Source organism: Streptomyces sp. NPDC051173 (assembly GCF_040689515.1).
Lineage (GTDB): Bacteria > Actinomycetota > Actinomycetes > Streptomycetales > Streptomycetaceae > Streptomyces.
The window spans coordinates 26565-47481 of the sequence record NZ_JBFBBD010000055.1 but is presented as its reverse complement, the minus strand read 5'-3'; the positions used below and the strand labels follow the sequence as shown (position 1 = coordinate 47481).

20 protein-coding genes are annotated in these 20917 nt (G+C 71.5%); 14 read left to right on the top strand and 6 right to left on the bottom strand.

Going from position 1 to position 20917, the window contains the following annotated elements:
• Window positions 1-337 precede the first annotated feature (337 nt).
• The 4 genes from AB0435_RS24810 (at window position 338) to AB0435_RS24795 (ending at window position 4370) form a co-directional block, all read left to right on the top strand.
• Complete coding sequence (locus AB0435_RS24810; protein ID WP_366005482.1) at window positions 338-1288, top strand: ROK family protein; 951 nt, start codon at window positions 338-340, stop codon at window positions 1286-1288.
• Window positions 1288-2442 carry an N-acetylglucosamine-6-phosphate deacetylase gene (nagA, locus tag AB0435_RS24805; RefSeq protein ID WP_366005483.1) on the top strand — a complete coding sequence of 385 codons (1155 nt, stop codon included), beginning with the start codon at window positions 1288-1290 and terminating at the stop codon, window positions 2440-2442. Before AB0435_RS24810 ends, nagA begins: the two co-directional genes overlap by 1 nt.
• Window positions 2443-2592: 150 nt before the next feature.
• On the top strand, window positions 2593-3522 hold the full coding sequence (locus AB0435_RS24800; protein ID WP_366427980.1) for a 1-phosphofructokinase family hexose kinase: 930 nt from the start codon (window positions 2593-2595) through the stop codon (window positions 3520-3522).
• A 5-nt stretch (window positions 3523-3527) separates the two neighbouring features.
• Window positions 3528-4370 (top strand): class II fructose-bisphosphate aldolase, encoded by an 843-nt coding sequence (locus tag AB0435_RS24795; protein ID WP_366005485.1) that lies wholly within the window; start codon window positions 3528-3530, stop codon window positions 4368-4370.
• Window positions 4371-4428: 58 nt separating this feature from the next.
• On the opposite strand, the gene AB0435_RS24790 is transcribed toward AB0435_RS24795, so the two are convergent.
• Both AB0435_RS24790 and AB0435_RS24785 read right to left on the bottom strand, forming a co-directional pair.
• Complete coding sequence (locus tag AB0435_RS24790) at window positions 4429-5373, bottom strand: hypothetical protein (RefSeq protein WP_366005486.1); 945 nt, start codon at window positions 5371-5373, stop codon at window positions 4429-4431.
• A 178-nt stretch (window positions 5374-5551) separates the two neighbouring features.
• Window positions 5552-6127: a TerD family protein gene (locus AB0435_RS24785; RefSeq protein ID WP_366005487.1), complete on the bottom strand. Its 576-nt coding sequence runs from the start codon at window positions 6125-6127 to the stop codon at window positions 5552-5554.
• A 198-nt stretch (window positions 6128-6325) separates the two neighbouring features.
• Between AB0435_RS24785 and arfB the strand changes: the two genes are divergently transcribed.
• On the top strand, window positions 6326-6754 hold the full coding sequence (gene arfB, locus AB0435_RS24780; protein WP_366427979.1) for an alternative ribosome rescue aminoacyl-tRNA hydrolase ArfB: 429 nt from the start codon (window positions 6326-6328) through the stop codon (window positions 6752-6754).
• Between the two features lie 90 nt (window positions 6755-6844).
• On the opposite strand, the gene AB0435_RS24775 is transcribed toward arfB, so the two are convergent.
• Entirely contained in the window at window positions 6845-7396 is a 552-nt protein-coding gene (locus tag AB0435_RS24775) for a flavin reductase family protein (RefSeq protein WP_366427978.1), read from the bottom strand.
• A gap of 412 nt (window positions 7397-7808) precedes the next feature.
• On the opposite strand from AB0435_RS24775, the gene cdgB reads away from it, so the two are divergent.
• A complete protein-coding gene (gene cdgB / locus AB0435_RS24770; RefSeq protein WP_366005490.1) occupies window positions 7809-9563 on the top strand; it encodes a diguanylate cyclase CdgB in 1755 nt (584 codons plus the stop codon).
• A 196-nt stretch (window positions 9564-9759) separates the two neighbouring features.
• Entirely contained in the window at window positions 9760-10689 is a 930-nt protein-coding gene (locus AB0435_RS24765) for a carbohydrate-binding protein (protein ID WP_366427977.1), read from the top strand.
• 187 nt (window positions 10690-10876) lie between these two features.
• Here the strand turns inward: AB0435_RS24765 and AB0435_RS24760 are convergent, their stop codons facing one another.
• A complete protein-coding gene (locus AB0435_RS24760; protein WP_366005492.1) occupies window positions 10877-11404 on the bottom strand; it encodes an RICIN domain-containing protein in 528 nt (175 codons plus the stop codon).
• A gap of 329 nt (window positions 11405-11733) precedes the next feature.
• Here AB0435_RS24760 and AB0435_RS24755 point away from each other — a divergent pair, with 329 nt between their 5' ends.
• The 4 genes from AB0435_RS24755 (at window position 11734) to AB0435_RS24740 (ending at window position 15167) form a co-directional block, all read left to right on the top strand.
• Complete coding sequence (locus AB0435_RS24755) at window positions 11734-11934, top strand: hypothetical protein (protein ID WP_366005493.1); 201 nt, start codon at window positions 11734-11736, stop codon at window positions 11932-11934.
• 237 nt (window positions 11935-12171) lie between these two features.
• Window positions 12172-12360, top strand: coding sequence for an antitoxin (locus tag AB0435_RS24750; protein ID WP_366005494.1), 189 nt, complete (start codon window positions 12172-12174; stop codon window positions 12358-12360).
• Window positions 12361-12905: 545 nt separating this feature from the next.
• Window positions 12906-14522 carry a M4 family metallopeptidase gene (locus tag AB0435_RS24745; RefSeq protein ID WP_366427976.1) on the top strand — a complete coding sequence of 539 codons (1617 nt, stop codon included), beginning with the start codon at window positions 12906-12908 and terminating at the stop codon, window positions 14520-14522.
• Between the two features lie 147 nt (window positions 14523-14669).
• Window positions 14670-15167 carry a hypothetical protein gene (locus tag AB0435_RS24740; RefSeq protein WP_366005496.1) on the top strand — a complete coding sequence of 166 codons (498 nt, stop codon included), beginning with the start codon at window positions 14670-14672 and terminating at the stop codon, window positions 15165-15167.
• A gap of 227 nt (window positions 15168-15394) precedes the next feature.
• Here AB0435_RS24740 and AB0435_RS24735 read toward each other — a convergent pair whose 3' ends face one another.
• Window positions 15395-16099, bottom strand: a complete 705-nt coding sequence (locus tag AB0435_RS24735) for a pentapeptide repeat-containing protein (RefSeq protein ID WP_366427975.1) — start codon at window positions 16097-16099, stop codon at window positions 15395-15397.
• A gap of 88 nt (window positions 16100-16187) precedes the next feature.
• Here AB0435_RS24735 and AB0435_RS24730 point away from each other — a divergent pair, with 88 nt between their 5' ends.
• The 3 genes from AB0435_RS24730 to AB0435_RS24720 all read left to right on the top strand — a co-directional run bounded on the left by AB0435_RS24730 (window position 16188) and on the right by AB0435_RS24720 (window position 19549).
• Window positions 16188-17192 carry a zinc-binding dehydrogenase gene (locus AB0435_RS24730; protein ID WP_366427974.1) on the top strand — a complete coding sequence of 335 codons (1005 nt, stop codon included), beginning with the start codon at window positions 16188-16190 and terminating at the stop codon, window positions 17190-17192.
• Between the two features lie 210 nt (window positions 17193-17402).
• The gene (locus tag AB0435_RS24725; RefSeq protein ID WP_366427973.1) at window positions 17403-18989 is read left to right on the top strand and encodes an MFS transporter; all 1587 of its coding nucleotides are present in this window, start codon (window positions 17403-17405) and stop codon (window positions 18987-18989) included.
• 71 nt (window positions 18990-19060) lie between these two features.
• Window positions 19061-19549 carry a GNAT family N-acetyltransferase gene (locus AB0435_RS24720; protein WP_366005498.1) on the top strand — a complete coding sequence of 163 codons (489 nt, stop codon included), beginning with the start codon at window positions 19061-19063 and terminating at the stop codon, window positions 19547-19549.
• Between the two features lie 10 nt (window positions 19550-19559).
• On the opposite strand, the gene AB0435_RS24715 is transcribed toward AB0435_RS24720, so the two are convergent.
• Window positions 19560-20699: a Xaa-Pro peptidase family protein gene (locus AB0435_RS24715; protein WP_366427972.1), complete on the bottom strand. Its 1140-nt coding sequence runs from the start codon at window positions 20697-20699 to the stop codon at window positions 19560-19562.
• Window positions 20700-20917 lie beyond the last annotated feature (218 nt).

The following is a 20917-nucleotide window of genomic DNA, read 5'->3' as shown; positions in this document are numbered from 1 at the left end:
CGCGCTGTCCTCAAACTCCCCCAGCTACCGCTGGGAGGTGCCCCCAACGGGCTGGGTATGCGGGCTACGGTCCGCACCATCCAGCCCGTCCGGCGTTTGAGGACGCGCCCGCTGGGGGCACCTCCCAGCGGTAGCTGGGGGAGCTCCCGCCGCAGGCGGCAACGGACCCGCAGCCGGGGGCCTGGGGGCCTGCCCCCAGTTTCGGGAAGGGGCGGGGCTGGGGAACAAGCCCGCCGCAGGCGCAAGCAACCCGCACCCGGCAACGAACCCGCACCCACAGCCCGCCCCACCCAACAGTGGACTAGACCTTTCCCCACCCACACGCGACACTACAGACGTGAAACACGTCATCGCCCTGGACGTCGGCGGCACCGCCATCAAAGCCGCACTCATCGGCCCCGACCACCGGCTCCTGCACGAAGCCCGCCGCCCCACCCGCCGCGAACACGGCCCGGACGCGGTCGTCGACGGCATCCTGGACTTCGCGGCCGAGCTGCGGGAGACGGGGCGCAGGCTCTACGGGCGGACAGCGGAAGCCTCCGGCGTGGCCGTACCCGGCATCGTGGACAGCGAGGCCGGCACCGCCGTCTACTCCGCGAACCTCGGCTGGCGCGACGTCCCGCTGCGCGACCTGCTGCGCGAGCGCCTGGGCGGCGGCACACCCGTGGCCCTGGGCCACGACGTCCGCACGGGCGGCCTCGCGGAGGGCCGGATCGGCGCGGGCCGGGGCGCCGACCGGTTCCTGTTCGTCGCCCTCGGCACCGGCATCGCGGGAGCGATCGGCATCGACGGCCGGATCGAGCAGGGTACGCACGGCTACGCGGGCGAGATCGGCCACATTTCCGTACGTTCCGGACCGGACGCCCCCAAGTGCGGCTGCGGCGGCCTCGGCTGCCTGGAGACCGTGGCCTCGGCGGCGGCCGTGAGCACCGCCTGGGCGCGGGCCACCGACGACCCGGCCGCCGACGCCGCGGGCTGCGCCGCGGCCGTCGCGGCCGGCGACCCGCGCGCCCACGCCGTGTGGCAGGAGGCCGTCGACGCCCTCGCGGACGGCCTCGTCATCGGGCTCACCCTCCTGGACCCCCATACGCTGATCATCGGTGGCGGGCTCGCCGAGGCGGGGGAAACGTTGTTCACACCGCTGCGCGCCGCCGTCGCGGAGCGGATCACGTTCCAGAAGGCCCCCCGCATCGTCCCGGCGGCGCTCGGGGACACCGCCGGCTGCCTGGGCGCGGGCCTGCTCGCCTGGGACCTTCTCTCCACCGATTCCACGGAGGTATCCGCCTGATGGTCGAACGAACGGTTCTCGCCGGTGCCCGCGTGGTGCTGCCGACCGGTGTGGTCGAGAACGGGCGGGTGGCGGTCGAGGGCCGGCGGATCGCCGCCGCGCCGCCCGCCGGAGGCACGGCCCTCGACCTCACCGGCCACTGGATCGTCCCCGGCTTCGTGGACATGCACGTGCACGGCGGCGGTGGCGCGTCCTTCTCCTCGGGCGACGCCGAGGAGGCGCTCACGGCCATCCGTACGCACCGCGCGCACGGCACGACCACGACCGTCGCCTCCACGGTCACCGGTGACCTCGACGACCTGGCCCGGCAGGCGGCCGTCCTCGCGGAGCTGACCGAGCAGGGCGACCTGGCGGGGATCCACTTCGAGGGCCCGTTCATCTCGCCGCACCGCTGCGGCGCGCACCAGCCGGAGCTGCTGCGCGCCCCGGACCCGGCGGACGTGCGCAAGCTGGTCGACGCGGCGCGCGGCACCGCCCGCATGATGACCCTCGCCCCGGAGCTCCCCGGCGGCCTGGAGTCCGTCCGCCTGCTCGCGGACGCGGGCGTCATCGCGGCGGTCGGCCACACCGACTCCACGTACGAGGCCACGCTGGAGGCCGTCGAGGCGGGCGCGACGGTGGCCACGCACCTCTTCAACGCGATGCCGTCCCTGCTGCACCGCGCGCCCGGCCCGATCGCGGCGCTGCTGGAGGACGAGCGGGTCACGGTCGAGCTGATCGACGACGGCACGCACCTCCACCCCGCCGCCCTCCAGCTGGCGTTCCGCAGCGCGGGCGCGGACCGGGTCGCGTTCATCACGGACGCGATGGGCGCGGCCGGCATGAACGACGGCATGTACCCGCTCGGCCCCATGCGCGTCGAGGTCAAGGACGGCGTCGCGCGGATCGCCGACGGCCCGACGGCCGGTTCCATCGCGGGCTCCACGCTCACGCTCGACACCGCCTTCAAGCGCGCGGTGACCGTCGACGGGCTGCCGGTCGAGGACGTCGTACGGGCCCTGTCGGCGAACCCGGCGCGGCTGCTGGGCGTCGACGACCGCGTCGGCTCCCTGGAGCCGGGCAAGGACGCGGACCTCGTCGTCCTCGACGCCTCCTACGACCTGGTGGGTGTCATGCGCAAGGGCGAATGGGTGGTTGAGCCCGAAGTGCGGTAGTTCTGCACTCCCTTGACGGGACTTCACACCGCGGCGGCGCGTCCGAGGTCTGGGCGCGCCGCCGCAGTTTTGGCATGATCGCTCGCGCAGCCGTTCACAGAGCCGTCACGCCGCCGTAACGCCGTCCCCGGTCATGGGAGAGAGCCGCCGATGATCCTCACGGTCACGCTCAACACCGCACTCGATCTGACCTACCGCGTTCCACGTCTGCAGCCGCACACCTCGCACCGCGTCACGGACGCCACCGAGCGGGCGGGCGGCAAGGGCCTCAACGTCGCGCGCGTCCTCGCCGCGCTGGGCCACCCCACGGTCGTCACCGGCTTCGCCGGGGGCGCGACGGGTGAGACCGTGCGCCGCCTCCTCGCCGAGAGCGCCCCCACCGCGGGGAACCTCACCGACGCCCTCGTCCCCGTCCTCGGCCCCACCCGCCGCACGGTCGCCGTCGTCGACGCCTCGACCGGCGACACGACCCAGCTCAACGAACCCGGCCCGGCCGTCTCGCCCGAGGAGTGGGCGTCCTTCACCGACACCTACGCCCGCCTCCTGCGCGAGGCCGCGGCCGTCGCCCTGTGCGGCAGCCTGCCGCCGGGCGTCCCGGTCGGCGCGTACGCCCATCTCGTACGGCAGGCGCGCGCGCTCGGCGTGCCCGTACTCCTCGACACCAGCGGCGAGCCGCTGCGCCGGGGCATCGCCGCCCGCCCCGACCTGGTCAAGCCCAACACCGGCGAACTCGCCGCCCTCACCGGCTCCACCGAACCGCTGCGCGCGGCCCTCGACGCCCGGCGCCGGGGCGCCCACGCGGTGGCCGCGACCCTGGGCGCCGACGGCATGCTCGCCGTCACCCCCGAGGGCACCTGGCGCGCGGCCCCGCCGCGGCGGCTGACCGGCAACCCGACCGGCGCGGGCGACTCCGCGGTCGCGTCCCTCCTCGCCGGCTGGGTCGAGGGCACCCCCTGGCCGGAGCGCGTGGCCCGCGCCGTGGCCCTCGCGGGGGCGACCGTACGGGCGCGTGCGGCGGGCGAGTTCGACCGCCCGACCTACGAGAGTCTGCTGCCACAAGTGAAGGTGACGGAGGCGTAACCACCATGCCCCTCGTACGCACCGGCGAACTGGTCACCGAGGCGCGGGCCGCCGCGCGGGCGGTCGTCGCCTTCAACGTCATCACCGTCGAACACGCCGAGGCGATCGCCACGGGAGCGGAGGCCGCCGGCCTGCCCGCGATCCTCCAGGTCTCGGAGAACGCGGTGAAGTTCCACGACGGCCGCCTGGCCCCCATCGCCGCCGCCACGGCCGCGGTCGCGACCGCTTCCCGGGCCCGGCTGGCCCTCCACCTCGACCACGTCGAGAGCGACGACCTCCTGCGCCGGGCCCACGCACACGGCTTCAGCTCGGTGATGTACGACGCGTCGAAACGGCCGTACGGCGAAAACGTCAAGGCCACGGCGGAAGCGGTCCGTTGGGGCCACGAGCGGGACCTCTGGGTGGAGGCAGAACTGGGCCGCGTGGGCGGCAAGGCGGGCGACGCCCACACCCCCGGCATCCGCACGGACCCGGCCGAGGCCGCCGCCTATGTGACCGACACCGGCGTCGACGCCCTGGCCGTGGCGGTGGGCAGCAGCCACGCGATGTCCTCCCGGACGGCGGCGCTCGACCACACCCTGATCTCCCGGCTGCGCGACGCCGTCCCCGTCCCCCTCGTCCTCCACGGCTCGTCCGGCGTCCCGGACGAGGAACTCCGCCGCGCGGTGGCGGCGGGCATGGCCAAGATCAACGTGGGCACGGCCCTGAACGTGGCGTTCACAGGGGCGGTACGAGCGTTCCTGGAAGCACACCCGTCGGCGGTCGACCCGAGAAAATACCTGACCCCGGCGCGGGGGGCGATGGCGGAGGCGGTGACACGCTTCCTGCGGACGGCGGCGGGCGCGTGAAGCACGAGGGCCGACGCAGGGATCTCTCCCCACGCCGACCACCCAAGCGCCCAGGGAGTCAGCCCTGCCCGTCGAAGAGTGCTTCGGCGCTGGCCACGATGAATGCCTGGTCCAGCCAGCGCTCCAGAGTGTCCAGGTCGGTACAGTTGCAGACGCGTTCCCGAACCTCCGGCGAGACGGCGATGTCCCGGCTCTTCAGCACGCGCATCACCATCAGCGCACGCTCCCAGGCCCGCCCTTCGACCCGCCCCTCGGCCAGCCCCTCGACCCGCCCCTTGGCTTCGCCTTCGAGGAGTGCCTGCTCGATCATGGTGCCGCGGCCGGGGAAGTAGGTACGGATAGGCATCAGTTTCCTCCAGGTCTCTCCCGCCCGGGAGTCCCCCAGGCCGATCTCCAGCAGTTCCGAGTAGTACGCCGAGGACTCCGGGGCGGCCGCGCCCAGGGCGCGGGCCAGTGCGTCCAGTATGGCCGGAGCGTCCTCATGGCTGCTATGCGTCATGGCCGAGAACGTCGCCATGGTCAGGTCCCGGGCAGCCTCCTCCGAGTCGGTGATCACGGGGACATTGCCCGGCCCCAGGACCAGCGGATGCACCGACAGCGAAGTCCAGGCGTCGACGCCGAGCCGGAACGGACCGGCCGCCCAGTCCGCGGTCGCCTTGTCATGGCAGACCACGAGGAGCAGCACGGGGCAGGCGTACTTCGCTTTCAAGAACGACATGTAGTACGCCCAGCTGACCGGCTTGGCCCGGTCCTGCCGCCCCTGCGCCTCGATGGCGAGGAGAAACCCTCCGCGATCACCACTCCTGCCGTCGCCGACCGGCTCGATGCGCAGCACGCTGTCCACGCGCCGCTCCAGCGGCCTGATCTCCGTGACGTCCGCCGTGAGGACCTCGACGGCCGCCTTGGCGGGTAACGGCACACCCAACAGCCGGAATACCGGCGCGAGCAACCCCGGCTGTTCCTGGAAGATCCGGTGCGACGCCTCGTGACGTGAAGTAACCATGTAATGACGCTAAGGCCTCGAACGGGAATCCATCAGACTCTCGCCCTACGTTCACTCATTCGAGCAAGTGAATCGCTCACCAGTACAAGAAGCCTGGACGGCCCGGCCGTATCGACGAGAAGAGGGCCGCCCCGTCGCGGGGTGGCCCTCCTCTCCGTCACGAAAGACGCGGCTCGCGTCAGACGTTCACCCCGAAGTCCTGCGCGATGCCGACCAGGCCCGACGCGTAGCCCTGGCCCACCGCGCGGAACTTCCAGTCCGCGCCGTTGCGGTAGAGCTCGCCGAAGACCATGGCCGTCTCCGTGGCCGCGTCCTCGCTGAGGTCGTAGCGGGCGATCTCGGCGCCGCCGGCCTGGTTGACGATGCGGATGTAGGCGTTGCGGACCTGGCCGAAGTTCTGGCTGCGGGTCACCGCGTCGTAGATGGAGACGGGGAAGACGATCTTCTCCACGTCGGCCGGGAGCGCGGCGAGGTTGACGTTGATCGACTCGTCGTCGCCGTCGCCCTGGCCGGTGGTGTTGTCGCCGGTGTGGACGATCGACTGGTCCGGCGTCGACTTGTTGTTGAAGAAGACGAAGTGGGCGTCGGAGTAGACCTTGCCCGTGGGGTTCACGGCGATCGCGCTCGCGTCGAGGTCGAAGTCCGTACCGGTGGTGGTGCGGACGTCCCAGCCGAGGCCGACCGTGACGGCCGTCAGGCCCGGGGCCTCCTTGGTGAGGGAGACGTTGCCGCCCTTGGACAGGCTTACAGCCATGGGAAAGGTCCCTTTCTGATGGAATCGCCGCGACGGCGGCCGCGGGGTCGCCGTCACTCTTGATAACGCCCTCCGGGGGACCCAGGGTTCCAATCGGCTTTACTTTCTTTGCCATTTCCTGATGGGTCGTCGCCGGAGCCGCCCGGCCGGGCGCAAAACGGGGTGACGGCCCGTCCCGGGCGCGGGATCATGGGGGACATGTCCGGTCCCCACGTCATCCGCGGCTCCGTCTGCCTCCCGGAGTCCGAGCTCATGTGGCGTTTCTCGCGCTCCTCGGGCCCCGGCGGCCAGCATGTCAACACCAGCGACAGCCAGGTCGAGCTCCGCTTCGACCTCGCCGCCACCGACGCGCTGCCCCCGGTGTGGAAGGAGCGCGCCCTCGCCAGGCTCGCGGGCCGCCTGGTCGGCGGCGTGGTGACCGTACGGGCGTCGGAGCACCGATCCCAGTGGCGCAACCGCGAGGCCGCGGCCGTCCGGCTGGCCGCGCTCCTCGCCGAGGCGTCCGCGCCGCCGCCCCGGCCGCGGCGGCCCACGAAGATCCCGCGCGGCATCAACGAACGGCGGCTGCGCGAGAAGAAGCAGCGCGGCGACACGAAGCGCGGCCGTTCCGGCCGCGATTGGGGCTGACCCCCGGGCCGTCCGGCGGCTGAGGACACGCCCCAGACTTCGTCCGGGACCCCAAGGGCGCCTCCGCCGCGGGCGGAGAACAGCCGAGCCTCAGGCCAGCCGCCGGTAGCGCCCCTTGAAGTACGTCAGCGGCCCGCCCTCCGTGCTCGGCGCCCCGGCCGAAAGCACCCGGCCGATCACCAGCGTGTGGTCCCCCGCCTCGACCCGCTGCTCGGTCCGGCACTCCAGGACGGCCAGCGCGCCCCGCACCAGCGGAGCCCCCGTCCGCGCCCCGCGCTCGTAGGGGATGTCCTCGAACAGCAGCCGGTCGCTGATGCGGCCCTTCATCGCGAAGCGGCCCGCGATGTGCCGCTGGCTCTCGGCGAGGACGGACACCGCCCACAGCGGCTGCCGTTCCAGAAGGTCGTCCATGCGGGAGCCGTTGCGAACGCTCACCATCACGAGCGGCGGTTCGAGGGAGACGGAGAGGAACGCGGTCGCCGTCATCCCGACGCCCTCACCCCGCGGCCCGTCCTCGGCGTCGTGGGCGGTCACCAGCACGACGCCCGCGGCGAGGCGTGCGAGGGCGGCCCGGAACTCGTCGGCGCTCACCCCTTCAGCATGGGGTATGGCGGTCTCGTGGGGCGAAGTCGTCTGCAACACGCTGTGCACGCTAGCCGCCGCGCCGTTCCCCCGCATCGGGCTTCAGGACCAGCCGGGTCCTAGGTCGCCCGGCGGTGCCTCCGGGGCAAGAATCCCCGGCCGGCGGGGCATCCTCGCGCTCCGCGACCGGTTCGCGCCAAAGCGTGGCCGATTGCCTTTCGACAGTCATCCGATTCGCCTCCGGATGGCGTCCATATGGGTGTCGTATGGGTTTCGGATTTGCGTTCACGAAGCATAGGAGCGCGCTCGAACGCCAGTGGCGGGACTTCATCACGCGCTGTGACATGAGTCACAGAGGGCGCTAATTGTTGACCCTGTGTACCGAGTGGTCAGCTCGCTGTGATTCAGTGGCCGTGATAAACGGACGACAAGAAGCCTGGAGTTGCTGTCGAGGTCTCGGGGGAGAGCGAAGATGGAGACCGAGTCGGAGCCGTACGTCCGCCTTGCGACCTTGCGGGGATTGCATCAGGTGGTTGCCGATCTGAACACGGCACGTAGCCTCGCGGACACCTTGCAGACCGTCGCGGACGGCATCGTCGCCGGCCTCGGCTATGAGCTTTCGGCAGTCAATCTCGTGCGGCCCGACGGGGATCTCGTCGTGGCCGCCGTCGCGGGCAGCGCACACGCCGAGGCCCTGATGGCCGGGCGGGTCGGCTCCCGGGTCTCCTGGGAGCGCCGGCTCGCCATGGCGGACCAGTGGGGCTCGCTGCGCTTCATCCCGTACACCGAGGGCTGGGTGCTCGACGACGACGACGTGCCTCAGTGGCACACCGCCGGCCCCGCCCCGCGCTTCCCGGACGAGTGGCACCCCATGGACCGCCTCTTCGCCCCGATGTACACGGCGGGCACCGCCGGAGGCGAGCTCCTCGGCGTCATATCCGTCGACAGACCGCGCAACGGACGCCGCCCGGGAGCCTGGGGCCGGGAGGCCCTCCAGATGTACGCGTTCCAGGCCGCGATTGCGATCAGCAACGCTCGGCTGCGCGCAAACATGCAAAGGGCACTCGTCCGCTTGGAGCGCGAGCAGCAGGCGCTGCGCGCGAGCGAGGAAAGCTTCCGCCAGGCCTTCGAGTACGCGCCCAGCGGCATGGCCATCGCCGAGATGGGCGGCGATCAGCACGGCCGGCTGCACCGCACCAATGACGCCCTGTGCCGCCTCCTGGGCCGGTCCGCCTCGCAGATGCGCCGCTATTCCTTCTCCGACCTCGTCCACCCCGAGGACATCGGCACCCTCCTGCGCACCTCCGCCGAGGGCGGCCGGGCCGAACTCCGCCTCGGCCGCCGCGACGGCAGTTATGTCTGGGTGTCGCTGCGCAATTCCGTGGTGGCCGACGCGGCGGACGGCCCGCGTTATCTCCTCACCCACGTCGAGGACATCGAGGAGCGCAAGCGCCACGAATTGCAGCTCGCCCACCGCGCCAGCCACGACTCCCTGACCGGGCTGCCCAACAGCGCCGAGCTGCGCGCCCGCCTCAGCAGCCGGCTGTGCGGCACCCCGGCCCGCGCCGAGGAGCACGCGTCGGTCGCCCCGTACGGCTCCCTCGACGGCTTCGACGAGGTCGAGGGCGCGGCGTACGGGCAGCAGCAGTACGGGCACGGCTTCGGCGCCGACCTCGGGCCGGACTACGCGCCCGACTTCGCCGCCGACTACGCCTCCGACTTCGCGCCCGACAGCGCCACCGGCGAATTCGGCGCGGAACACGGCGGCGCGCCCTATCCGGGGCACGTGCACACCGTCGCGCCCGACGAGGACTCCGAGGACGACGGGACCAAGGGCCTGGCCGTGCTCTTCTGCGACCTCGACGGCTTCAAGTCCATCAACGACCGCTTCGGGCACCACACGGGCGACGCCGTCCTCATCGAGGTCGCCCGGCGGCTGACCGACGGCGTGCGCGAGGGGGACACCGTGGCCCGGCTCGGCGGCGACGAATTCGTGGTCCTCGCCGACGGCCTCGGCCAGGCGGACGCCGAGGATCTCGCGGTCCGGCTGCGCAACGCGATCATCCCGCCGATAAGGGTCGACGGCCGTGCCGTACGCGTCGGCGCGAGCTTCGGGATCGGCTGGGCGGGCTGCGGGATGTCGGCCGACGAGGTACTCCGCTCCGCCGATCAGCGCATGTACGTCGAAAAACGGTCACGTGCCAAGGCGGGGCGGCGGGCAGGCTGAGGTCCGTACCACGGCGTGGGCCCATGATTACCGGGTAGGCTGCGCCGAATGCGGCCACCGCCGCCGACGTGAATCGATCGTGAAAATTGGCCATCCGGACCGCGTGGCTGCCCGGGGCCGCCCCGGCTCGGCAGCGGCGGTCCGGGGCGCTCGCGCACGTGAGCGCCGGTGGGCACCAGGTTGGGAGTGACAGGGGATGACGGCCGGTAACAACGGTTCGGGAACGCCGGAGGGCGACGACCCGTTCGCGCACCTGTACCGCTCGGAGGGTGGTGACGGGAGCCCGGAGGACGGCCCCGCCGCGCCCCGGCCCGGCGTCCCCCGCACGTCCTACCACCAGGTCCGCACGGTGGGCTCCCGGCAGTACGGGCAGCAGAACCAGACGTACGGCGGGCAGCAGCCCCCGCACCAGCCCGCACCGCACTACGCGGCCCCCGAGACGCTCCCGGGCGGCACCCCGCGCCAGCCGGGCCCCCCGCCCGGCGGCCACGGCGGCCCCCAGCGCCCGAAGCGCCGCGGTCTGCTCATCGCCGCCATAGCCGTCGTCGTGGTCGTGGCGGGCGGCATCGGCGCGGCGATGATCACCAACAGCGGCGGCGACTCGAAGACGAGCGCCGACGGCGGCGACAACAAGCCGAAGCCGCAGAACAGCGCGAAGCCGAAGGAACCGGAGAAGGACCAGCCGAGCAATTCCTCGGCGGCGGGGCTTCTCAACCGGGACGCGGCGAGTCTGCGCCTCATCGGGCCGGCGGGCACCGAGAAGAAGGTGTCGGGCGCCAAGGCGGCCGACGGCGCGTACGTCAAGGGCATGGATCAGCAGGGTGCGGGTGTCGAGTGGGAGGTGGATCTCCAGAACGCCGGTGAGTACCGGCTGAACCTCTCCTACGGCGTCCCCGGCAAGGACGCCAACCTCACGGTCACGGTCAACGGCAAGCCCAACGATCTGCCGATAAAGCTGGGGAACTACGGCAACTCGAAGGAAGGCGAGTGGTCCAGCAACTGGATGACCACTTGGACCCGCGTCGACCTCGACAAGGGCCCGAACCGCATAAAGATTTCCTGCGAGGCGGGTAACCAGTGCGAAGGCCATCTCGACCAGGTGTCGATCACCCCGCCCAAGAGCTGACTTTTCGGAGGAGCGCGCCGTGCGCGCCATACCGCTCAGTCGCGCTCCAGGGCGAGGTGCCACGTCCGGTGGTTGGTTGGCCAGGTCACCTCCCGGTCAGCCAACCGCCAGGCCGTCACCCGGAAATCCGGACCAGGCTGGATTCAGCTTCCCCGGATCGCCCAGGCTCAACGCGGTAGATATGGCGTCAGCCGACCTGGCCCGCGGACCATCCCTGACCGGGGGTATCCGCGAAGTCCCACTGCTGCACCCGCGCTCCGTTCGCGGTGCTCGAGTTCTCGACCTCCAGAACCTTGCCGCTGTTCCTGTTCACCAGGGCGAAGTTGCCGTAGTGTCCGGCGCCGGTGGAGAACTTCCACTCTTGCGTGTCGTTACCTGCACAACTCCACTGCTGGACGGGCGCGCCGTTATCCGTGCGAGAGTCCGCAACTTCCAGGCACTTTCCGCTGAAGTTCTCCAGCGAGTACCAGCCATCCCCTCGGTTCCGGAACTTCCAGTAGCTCCCCGTCTGTGAACCGCAGCTCCACTGCTGGGCCCGAGCCCCATTGCTGGAGCTGGAGTTTTCGATCTCCAGGCATTTGCCTGCGCCACCGCTACCCAACTGCCAGTAGGGGTTGTCCGCATGACTGACGCCCGGAGTCATCAACATGACGACAGACGCGGCGGCGGCTGCCGTCGTAATCTTCGAGGCAATCTTCAACTTGAAGCCCTTCACAAGATTGCGTGCAGGATGTGAATTTTGCGCGCAAGGAGTAAAGATCACATAAGTCGAACTCGCGTACCCACAAGGGGATTAAGTCATTCCGGATAGTCGACACCGACGCTTGGATCACCGGCCCATCGGCAGCGAGTCCGGCGTCGCGTCGCCGGAGTCGGGCGAGGAGCCAGGGCGGCCGGGAGGCTACGCGTCCGCAAAGACCACGGCACACAGGTCAAGGCCGGCCGCGGCCGTGTAAGCCGGGGCCCGGGCGCGGAGTTGGGCCGCTTCACGGCGGGTACGTAGTACCCAAGGAGGGGATCCCGTGGAGACAGGACACACGCACCATGGACGACGGCGACTCACTCGACCGCATCCTCGCCGCGGCGATCGGCGACCGGGATCGGGAGTACGAGCGCTGCCCGGACTGCCGGCTTCCGTTGAAGGTGATCGTCGTCGCGGAGAATCCCGGGGACGCCACCTCGCCGGCGATCGTCCGCGGCGTCTGCCCCGGCTGCCCAAGAGGGGCGATCACCGTCGCCCCATGACACCCCTCGCACTCGCCTGCCCGAACTGCCAGAACATGATGCAGCAGATGGGCAACGGCGTGTACAAGTGCTGGAACTGCGGGTACACGAGCACCGGCTGACCTCCCCCGGCGTGCCCCGGGCCCCGTGCGCGGCCCGGAGGCCTCCGCGCGCCTCTCGCCGGGGAGCCTCCGAGGATGCGAGCCGGGCGGAATGCGGCGATGCTGGGTGCGTCAGCGTTCCGTGAGGAGGACGGCCATGTCCATGCTCGACAAGCTCAAGGGCCTGCTCAAGGGTCATGAGGATCAAGCCAGGCAAGGCGTCGAGAAGGCCGGTGACGCCTTCGACGAGAAGACGGGCAACAAGTACCAGAGCCAGGTCGACACGGCCCAGCAGAAGCTCAACGAACAGATCGGCAACCAGCCGCCGACGGACGAACAGCGGTAGCCCGCGCGTCCGCCGTCCGCATACGGTCGCAATGCCGCACACAGTGGCGTTGCGGCCGCGGCGTGCGCCCTCAAGAAGCCGGCGTGCCTCCGTGAGGTGTGCGCCCTGAAGAGGCCCGCATATCTCCCGAGGTGCGCGCTCCGAAGAAACCGGCGCGCCTCCTGAAGGGCATGCCGCCCGAAGAAGCCTCCGACCGGCCCGGCTGAGCGCGCTCCACCGTCGAGCGCCCCCTCCGGTCACCCTCCGCGCACCCTTCGCCGAAGCCGCCCCGGGCACCCAGTGCCCGGGGCGGCTTTCGCATGCCCGTGTGCGGAAGCACCCGGTCCGCCGCCCCGCCGGGCGCGTAACAAAGCCGCACCCAGTTCACCGCATAGCGGAACCAATCAACCGCGTTTCGGAGAACGGGAGATCAAATCCTTGTTGCGCCCCTGTCAATGACGCCCCATCAATGGCAAAGTCTCTTCTCAATTCGCTCCTGCACCACACGTTGCACCAAGGGGCAGTCGTACACCCGGCTGCCCTAACCCCCCTCATAGGAGACAGAGTTGAGAAGCATCACCTCCACCTCCCGCAAGAACACCCTCCGCGCCGCCGCCCTCGTCGCCTCGGCCGCCATGGTCGTCGTCGGAGTGCAGAGCGGCTCGGCGACCGCCAAGACCGATCACGAGAACGGCGCGCAGGCGCTCGCGCTCTCCGCGGGGCAGCGGTCGGCAGCGATCAAGACCGCGCAGACGGAGGCGGGAAGCACCGCCGCGAAGATCGGTCTCGGTGGCAAGGAGAAGCTGGTCGTCCGCGACGTCATCAAGGACGTCGACGGCACGGTGCACACCCGCTACGAGCGGACGTACGACGGTCTGCCGGTGCTCGGCGGCGACCTGGTCGTGCACGAGGCCAAGAGCGGCTCGCGCAGTGTCGACAAGGCGACGGACGCCGACATAGCCGTGCCCACGACGACGCCCTCGCTCGCCCCGTCCGCCGCGAAGAAGAGCGCACTGAGCGCCTCCGCGGACCAGAAGAACGCCAAGACCGACAGCCAGGCCCCGCGCAAGGTCGTCTGGGCGGCGAGCGGCAAGCCGGTCCTGGCCTACGAGACCGTGGTGACCGGCGTCCAGAAGGACGGCACGCCGAGCAAGCTGCACGTCATCACCGACGCGTCGACGGGCAAGAAGCTCTTCCAGCGCGAGTCCATCGAGACGGGCACGGGCACCAGCACCTACAGCGGCAAGGTCCCGCTGACCACGACGAAGACCGGTTCGGGCTACGAGCTCACCGACGGCTCGCGCGGCGGCCACAAGACGTACGACCTCGACCAGGGGACGTCCGGCACCGGTTCGCTGTACACCAACTCCACCGACACCTGGGGCGGCGGCCGTCAGACCGCGGCCGTCGACGCGCACTACGGCGCGGCCGCGACCTGGGACTTCTACAAGAACGTCCTCGGCCGCACGGGCATCAAGAACGACGGCAAGGGCGCCTACTCCCGCGTCCACTACGGCGACAACTACGTCAACGCCTTCTGGGACGACGAGTGCTTCTGCATGACGTACGGCGACGGTGAGGGCAACAACCACCCGCTGACCTCGCTCGACGTGGCCGCCCACGAGATGAGCCACGGCGTCACCTCGGCGACGGCCGGCCTGAACTACAGCGGCGAGTCCGGCGGCCTCAACGAGGCGACCTCGGACATCTTCGGCACGGCCGTCGAGTTCTACGCCAACAACGCCACCGACAAGGGCGATTACCTCATCGGCGAGGCCATCAACATCAACGGCGACGGCACCCCGCTGCGCTACATGGACAAGCCGAGCAAGGACGGCGCGTCGAAGGACTACTGGTCCTCCAGCCTCGGCAACATCGACGTCCACTACTCCTCCGGCCCCGCCAACCACTTCTTCTACCTGCTGTCCGAGGGCAGCGGCACGAAGACGGTCAACGGCGTGACCTACAACAGCCCCACCTACGACAACTCCAAGCTCGCGGGCATCGGCCGGGACAAGGCCACCAAGATCTGGTACAAGGCCCTGACCACGTACTTCACCTCCACCACCAACTACAAGGCCGCCCGCGCCGGCACCCTGAAGGCCACCGCGGACCTCTACGGCGCCACCAGCGCGGAGTACAAGGCGGTCGCGGCCACCTGGACCGCGATCAACGTCAAGTGATCCGCCCCTGGTGAACCCCGCACCCCTCCCGTGACCCGCGCCGGACCGCGCCCCCACCGCCCAGGAAGGCGGGGGCGCGGTCCGGTGCGCGCGGGCCCCGGGCCGTACGTTTACGCGTACACCTCCCGGCCGTGACACCATCGAAGCGTGATCGACCTCGGCTACTCGCTTTCGCGCCGCTTCCCCGACCCGCCGCAGACGGACTACCGCACCGCGGACGTGCGGACGCTCCGGCACGACCTCTTCTGCGGTGACGTCTACCTCGCGGACGTGAAGACCGACCGCGAGCTGTCCACAGCCTGGGGATGGGTGCCGGTCCTGGACTTCGCCTGGGCGCTGTGCGACGTCCTCGAACAGGTCGACCAGGACCCCCGGGGCAACCGCTCGGCGGTCCCGCAGTACGCCGAGCTGGACTTCACCGAGTCCACCGACCGGATGCTCTTCGCCCGGCGCTTCGGCTGGGTGGAGGTCGAGGCCGACTGGATGCCGGCGGACGAGCCCCCGCTCAACTTCAACCACCGGGCGCTGCGGCGCGAGGCCCGGGACTTCCTGCACGACCTGATCGCGGACCTGTCGGACATGCACGAGGGCCTCGCCGACAACCCGGCGATCTGGGACCTCCAGGCCCGCTTCCCGCGCGTGTGACCCGCCGAGGCGGACGGGGCATTTCGCCTGCGTTGAGCCGGTCCCGCTTCCCACGCGTGTGACCCGCCGCCCCTGAGGCCCGGACCGCCCAGGTCACCGTCACCCCTGAGGCCCGACCGCCCCAGGTCACCACCGCGCCCGGGTCCCGTCCGACGCCCGCGTCACCCGCCGCCCCTGAGCCCCGCGCGTGTGACCCGTCGCCCGTGGACTCCGTCCGCCACCCCAGGTCACCCGAAAGGCGCCTCCACCCGGACCCCTATGTGCGCGGCGAACGCGGCCGCCAGATCCAGCAGTTGGGCCGGGCTGACGACCGCGCCCGAGAGCCGCTCGACGCCCCGGGCGATGTCCAGCTCCGCGGCCGCCCGCAGGTCGACGTCCGTCATCCGGGCGGCCGTGAAGTCGACGCGCCGCAGCGCGCAGTCGCGGAAGACGACCCGTTCCAGGACGGCGCCGCCGAAGTCCGCCTCGGAGAGCACGCAGCCCTCGAAGGTGACGTCCTTCAGCCTCGCCTCGCGCAGATTCAGATAGTCGATCTTGCCGCCGCTCACCAGGACCCGGTCCAGGACCGCGCCGTGCAGCTGCGTCCCGCCGAGCCGGGCGTCGCGCACCTCCACGTCGCGCAGCGTGGCCTCGGCGAGATCCGTGCCCACGCCCCGGACGCCGTCCAGCACGCAGTCCATGAACCGCGCCCGGCTCAGCCGGGTCTCGTCCAGCGCGCAGCGACGTATGAGGCAGTCCATGAAGCGGCCGCCCCGCCCGCTCCGGCCCGAGAGATCCGCCTCGGTGAAGTCCAGCCCGTCGTAGTCCCCGTCCGGCTCCGGCCCGGGTCCCTCGTACGGCCGCAGCGGGGGCAGCCGTACCTCTGGGAGTCTGGCCGTCGGGGCCGCCTTCCGCGGCCTCGCCCTGCCCTGTGCCCTGTCGCCCATCGCCATGCGTCCACGGTGGCACACGGCACTGACAATGCCCCTGACCTGGGTGTTCGGCCTCATCACCGGCGCCCTGCCCCGAGGAGGAGCACCCATGCACGCGATCCGGCTACACGCCTTCGGCCCTGCGGAGAACCTCACGTACGAGCGCGCCGACGACCCCGTGCCGGGCCCCGGCCAGGTGCGGATCGCGGTCGCGGCGGCGGGGGTCCACCTCGTCGACGCGACCCTGCGGCAAGGGCGGGCGAAGGGGCCGCACAAGCCTCCGGAGCTGCCCGTGATCCTCGGGCACGAGGTCGCCGGCACGGTCGAGGCGCTCGGCGCCGGCGTGGACGCCGCGCTGCTCGGCCGCCGAGTCGCCACCCACCTGGGCCAGGTGCCGGGGGGCTACGCGCAGCTCACGGTCGCCGACGCGGACAAGCTGCACGACATCCCCGAGGGGCTCGCCGACGATCACGCCGTGACCATGGTCGGCACCGGCCGCACCGCTCTCGGGATCCTCGCCCTGGCCGAACTGACCGGTGAGGACGTGGTCGTGGTCCTGGCCGCCGCGGGCGGCGTCGGCACGCTGCTGGTGCAGCACGCGAAGCGCGCGGGCGCCACGGTCGTCGGCCTCGCGGGAGGGCCCGCGAAGGTGGAGCGCGTACGGGAGCTGGGGGCCGACATCGCCCTCGACTACGTGGACCCGGCGTGGCCGGAAACGGCCCGTGAGGCGCTCGGAGGGCGGGCCGCGACCGTCGTCCTCGACGGGGTCGGCGGGGACGCGGCCCGGGCCGCGGTCGGCCTGCTGGGGCGCGGGGGTCGGCATCTGAACCACGGCTGGACGGCCGTCCCGGCGAGCCCGGGTCCCGTCGCTGCGTTCACCCCCGAGGAGCTCGCCGCCCGGTCGGTCACGTCGCGCTGCGTGCTGGGGCAGCCGATGCTGGAGCGGCTCGGGGGGCCCGCGGGGATGCGCCGTACGCAGGCGGAGGCCCTGGCGCACGCGGCGGCCGGGCAAGTGGCTCCGGTCGTCACGCGCTTCCCGCTGGCGGAGGCGGCCGCGGCGCACCGGGCGCTGGAGTCGCGCGGGACGGTGGGCAAGGTCGTACTGGTCCCCTGATCCCTTGCTCCCCGCCTGCCTCATGGGCTCGTTCGCGTGTCCCGGAGCGTTTCCGTCCGGCAGACAGGGGCGAAAACAAGCCGTCTTCCGGCAGGCGGATGTCCCCCATCGGGCCTAGTCTGGTTGGCGCGCGTGAGCGCATAGGTATACGCGGCGCGCCCAACCGCATACGCACCGAATCGGACGCGAGAGCAGGTTCCGATGAGCTCCATGAATACGGGCCCTATACCTCCCCCATCCGCCGCTCTGACCGGACCCGACCCCCGCCGCTGGTGGGGTCTGGCAGTCATCGGCACGGCGCAGCTCATGGTCGTCCTCGACGCCACCATCGTGAACATCGCCCTGCCGTCGGCGCAGCGCGCCCTTCAGATGTCCGACGGCAACCGGCAGTGGGTCATCACGGCCTACACCCTCGCGTTCGGCGGTCTGCTGCTGCTCGGCGGCAAGATCGCGGACCTGGTCGGCCGCAAGCTCACCTTCATGACCGGGCTCGTCGGCTTCGCCGCCGCGTCCGCGCTCGGCGGCGCCGCGCAGAGCTCGGGGATGCTCTTCGTGTCCCGGGCGCTCCAGGGCGCGCTCGGGGCGCTGCTGGCACCGTCCGCGCTGTCCCTGCTGACCACGACGTTCACGGACGTGCGCGAGCGCAGCAAGGCGTTCGGCATCTACGGCGCGATCGCGGCCGGCGGCTCGGCGATCGGGCTGATCGCCGGCGGCCTGCTGACCGAGTATCTGAACTGGCGCTGGTGCCTGTACGTGAACACCCCGATCGCGATCATCGTCTTCCTGGGCGCCGGGGCGCTCCTCCACGACGACCGGCGCCGTGGCGAGGGCAGGCCGCGGCTGGACATCCCGGGCGTGCTGCTGGGCTGCGGGGGCCTCGTGGCGATCGTCTACGGGTGCAGCGAGGCCGAGCCGCGCGGCTGGGACGACGCGCGCGTGCTCGGGCTGCTGCTCGGCGGCGCCGCGCTGCTGGTCCTGTTCACCTGGTGGCAGAAGCGGGCGCCGAGCCCGCTGCTCCCGCTGCGCATACTGCGCGACCGCAACCGCGCGGGATCGGTGCTGACCATGGCGCTCGCGGTCATCGCCATGTTCGGGATGTTCCTGTTCATGACGTACTACCTCCAAGTGGTGTGCGGCTACTCCCCCGTCAAGACGGGCCTGGCCTTCCTGCCGATGACCGCCGCGATCGTCACCGGCTCCACGCAGATCTCCGCGCGGCTGATGACCCATGTCCCGCCGCGGGCGCTGATGGCACCGGGCGCGCTGCTGGCGGCCGGCGGGCTGTTCCTGCTGACCTTCCTGCCGGTGGAGCCCGCGTACGTCTCGCACGTCCTCCCCGCGGAGATCCTCGTGGGCCTCGGCATGGGTCTGATCTTCATGCCGGTGATGGCCACCGCGACATCGGGGGTGGCGCCGCGGGACTCCGGCGTCACGTCCGCGACGGTCAACACCGCTCAGCAGGTGGGCGGTTCGATCGGCACGGCGCTCCTCAACACCATCGCCACGTCCACCAGCGCCACGTACCTCGCGGACCGGCTGCGGACCGCCACCGCCGAGGCGGGCGGCCGGCTGACCCCGGCCGCCCGGGACACGATCACGAAGGCGGGCGTGGTCCACGGCTTCAACGTGGCCATCGGCTGGGCCTCGGGCATCATGCTCCTCGCCGCCGCGACCAGCACCCTCCTGGTCACCGCGGGCGCCCCCAAACACACCGCGCGCCCGCCGGACCCCGCCCGCGCGGAAGCCGAGGAACGCCACCACATGCGCGCCTGCGAACCGGGCGAACCCCCGGGCTGACCCGGCGAACTCCCCCACCACCCGGGGAAATCCATTCGCGCCGGCATCCGGCGGCGGCGCATCCTGTGCTCATGAGGATCAGACTCGCGGAAGCCGCCGACTGGCCCGCCATCTGGCCGGTGGTGCGCACGGTCGCCGCCGCCGGCGAGACGTTCACCTATCCGCGCGACCTCACCGAGGACTTCGCCCGCGCGTCGTGGATGCTGTCCGCGCCGTCCCGTACGGTCGTGGCGGTCGACGGCGCGGGCGGGCTCCTGGGCACCGCCAAGATGAACCCCAACCACATGGGCCCGGCCTCGCACATCGCGAGCGCCAGTTTCATGGTCGCGCCGGAACACTCCGGGCGTGGCGTCGGCCGGGCCCTCGGCGAATACGCCGTCGCGTGGGCACGCGCCGAGGGCTATCGGGCGATGCAGTTCAACGCGGTCGTGGAGAGCAACTCCCGCGCCGTGGCGCTCTGGAAATCCCTCGGATTCACCGTCGTCGGCACCCTGCCCGAGGGCTACCGGCTTCCCGACGGCACCTGCACCGGGCTGCACATCATGCACCTGACCCTGTGAGAACGGTCCCTCACCGCACCACCAGCAGTTCACGAGGCGTGTTGTTCAGGCGGCGGCCCGCCGAATCCGTGCAGGTCACAATGTCCTCGACACGGACGCCGAAGCGGCCCGGGAGATAAATGCCCGGTTCGATCGAGAAACACATCCCCGGGCGCAGCGGGAGGTGTTCGCCCTCGACGAGATAGGGCGGCTCGTAGGTGGTCACGCCGATGCCGTGGCCGGTGCGGTGGATGAAGTATTCGCCGTAGCCGGCAGCGCGGATGACCTTGCGGGCCACTCGGTCGATCTCCTGGCAGGCCACGCCCGGGCGTACGGCCTCGAAGGCCGCCTGCTGCGCCTCGCGCACCACGTCGTGCACCTTGCGCTCCTCGGCGGTCGGCTCGCCCACGTGGACCGTACGGGTGGTGTCCGAGCCGTAGCCGTCCATGAGGCCGCCGAAGTCCATGACGACCATGTCGCCGTCCTCGATGACCTGGTCGCCCGCGTCGTGGTGCGGGTTCGCGCTGTGGGGGCCCGCGCCGACCACCGTGAAGTCCACCTGGCTGTGGCCGTGTTCGCGCAGCAGCCGCGCCAGGTCCGCCGCGACGTCCCGCTCGCGCCGCCCCGCGAAGCGCAGCTGCACGATGTCCTCGTACACGGCGTCCGCCGCCGCGCCGGCCGCCGCGAGCCGCTCCACCTCGTAGGCGTCCTTGACCGCGCGCAGCATCGGCAGCAACTCGGTGAACGCCCCGAAGCCCACACCCGGACAGGCCCGCTGGAAGGCCAGCAGGTGCAGCGCCCAGGCGCTGTCCGAGACGCCGTAGCGGCCCCGCGGGTCCAGCAGCGGGGCGAGCGCGGCATACGGATCCTGGCCGTCCGTCCAGCCCGTGATCGTCAACGCGTGGGCACCCGCCGCCCGTTCGGCGTCGGGCGCCCCCAGCGCCGGGACGAGCAGCTGCGGCCGGTGCCCGGGCGCCAGCAGCAGCGCGGTGAGCCGCTCCGTGGTGTGCGGGCGGTAGCCCGTCAGCCAGGTGAGGTCGGGGCCGGGCGTGACGAGCAGACCGGCCAGCCCCGCCTCGGCGGCCGAGACGGCGGCGCGCTCCATGCGGGCGGCCAGGACCTTGGACCCCTCGGTCGCCCCGGCGGGGGCGGGCTCAGCGGCATCGCTCATGAGGGCAGCGTAATCCGGACGGAGGCGGTCGGCAGCGATTTCTCTACCTCACGGGTGAGAGCCCCTCATCCGCCCGGATGAGAGGCACCCCGACCCAGGACCGATTTCCCCCGGATTTCATTGTGGAGGGGAATCCCGCCCGCCTAGCGTGTTGACGCCCGAACTGAACTCATTCCGTTGTCGTTCTTCCGCCGGGCAGCGCTGGACCATAGTTGAAG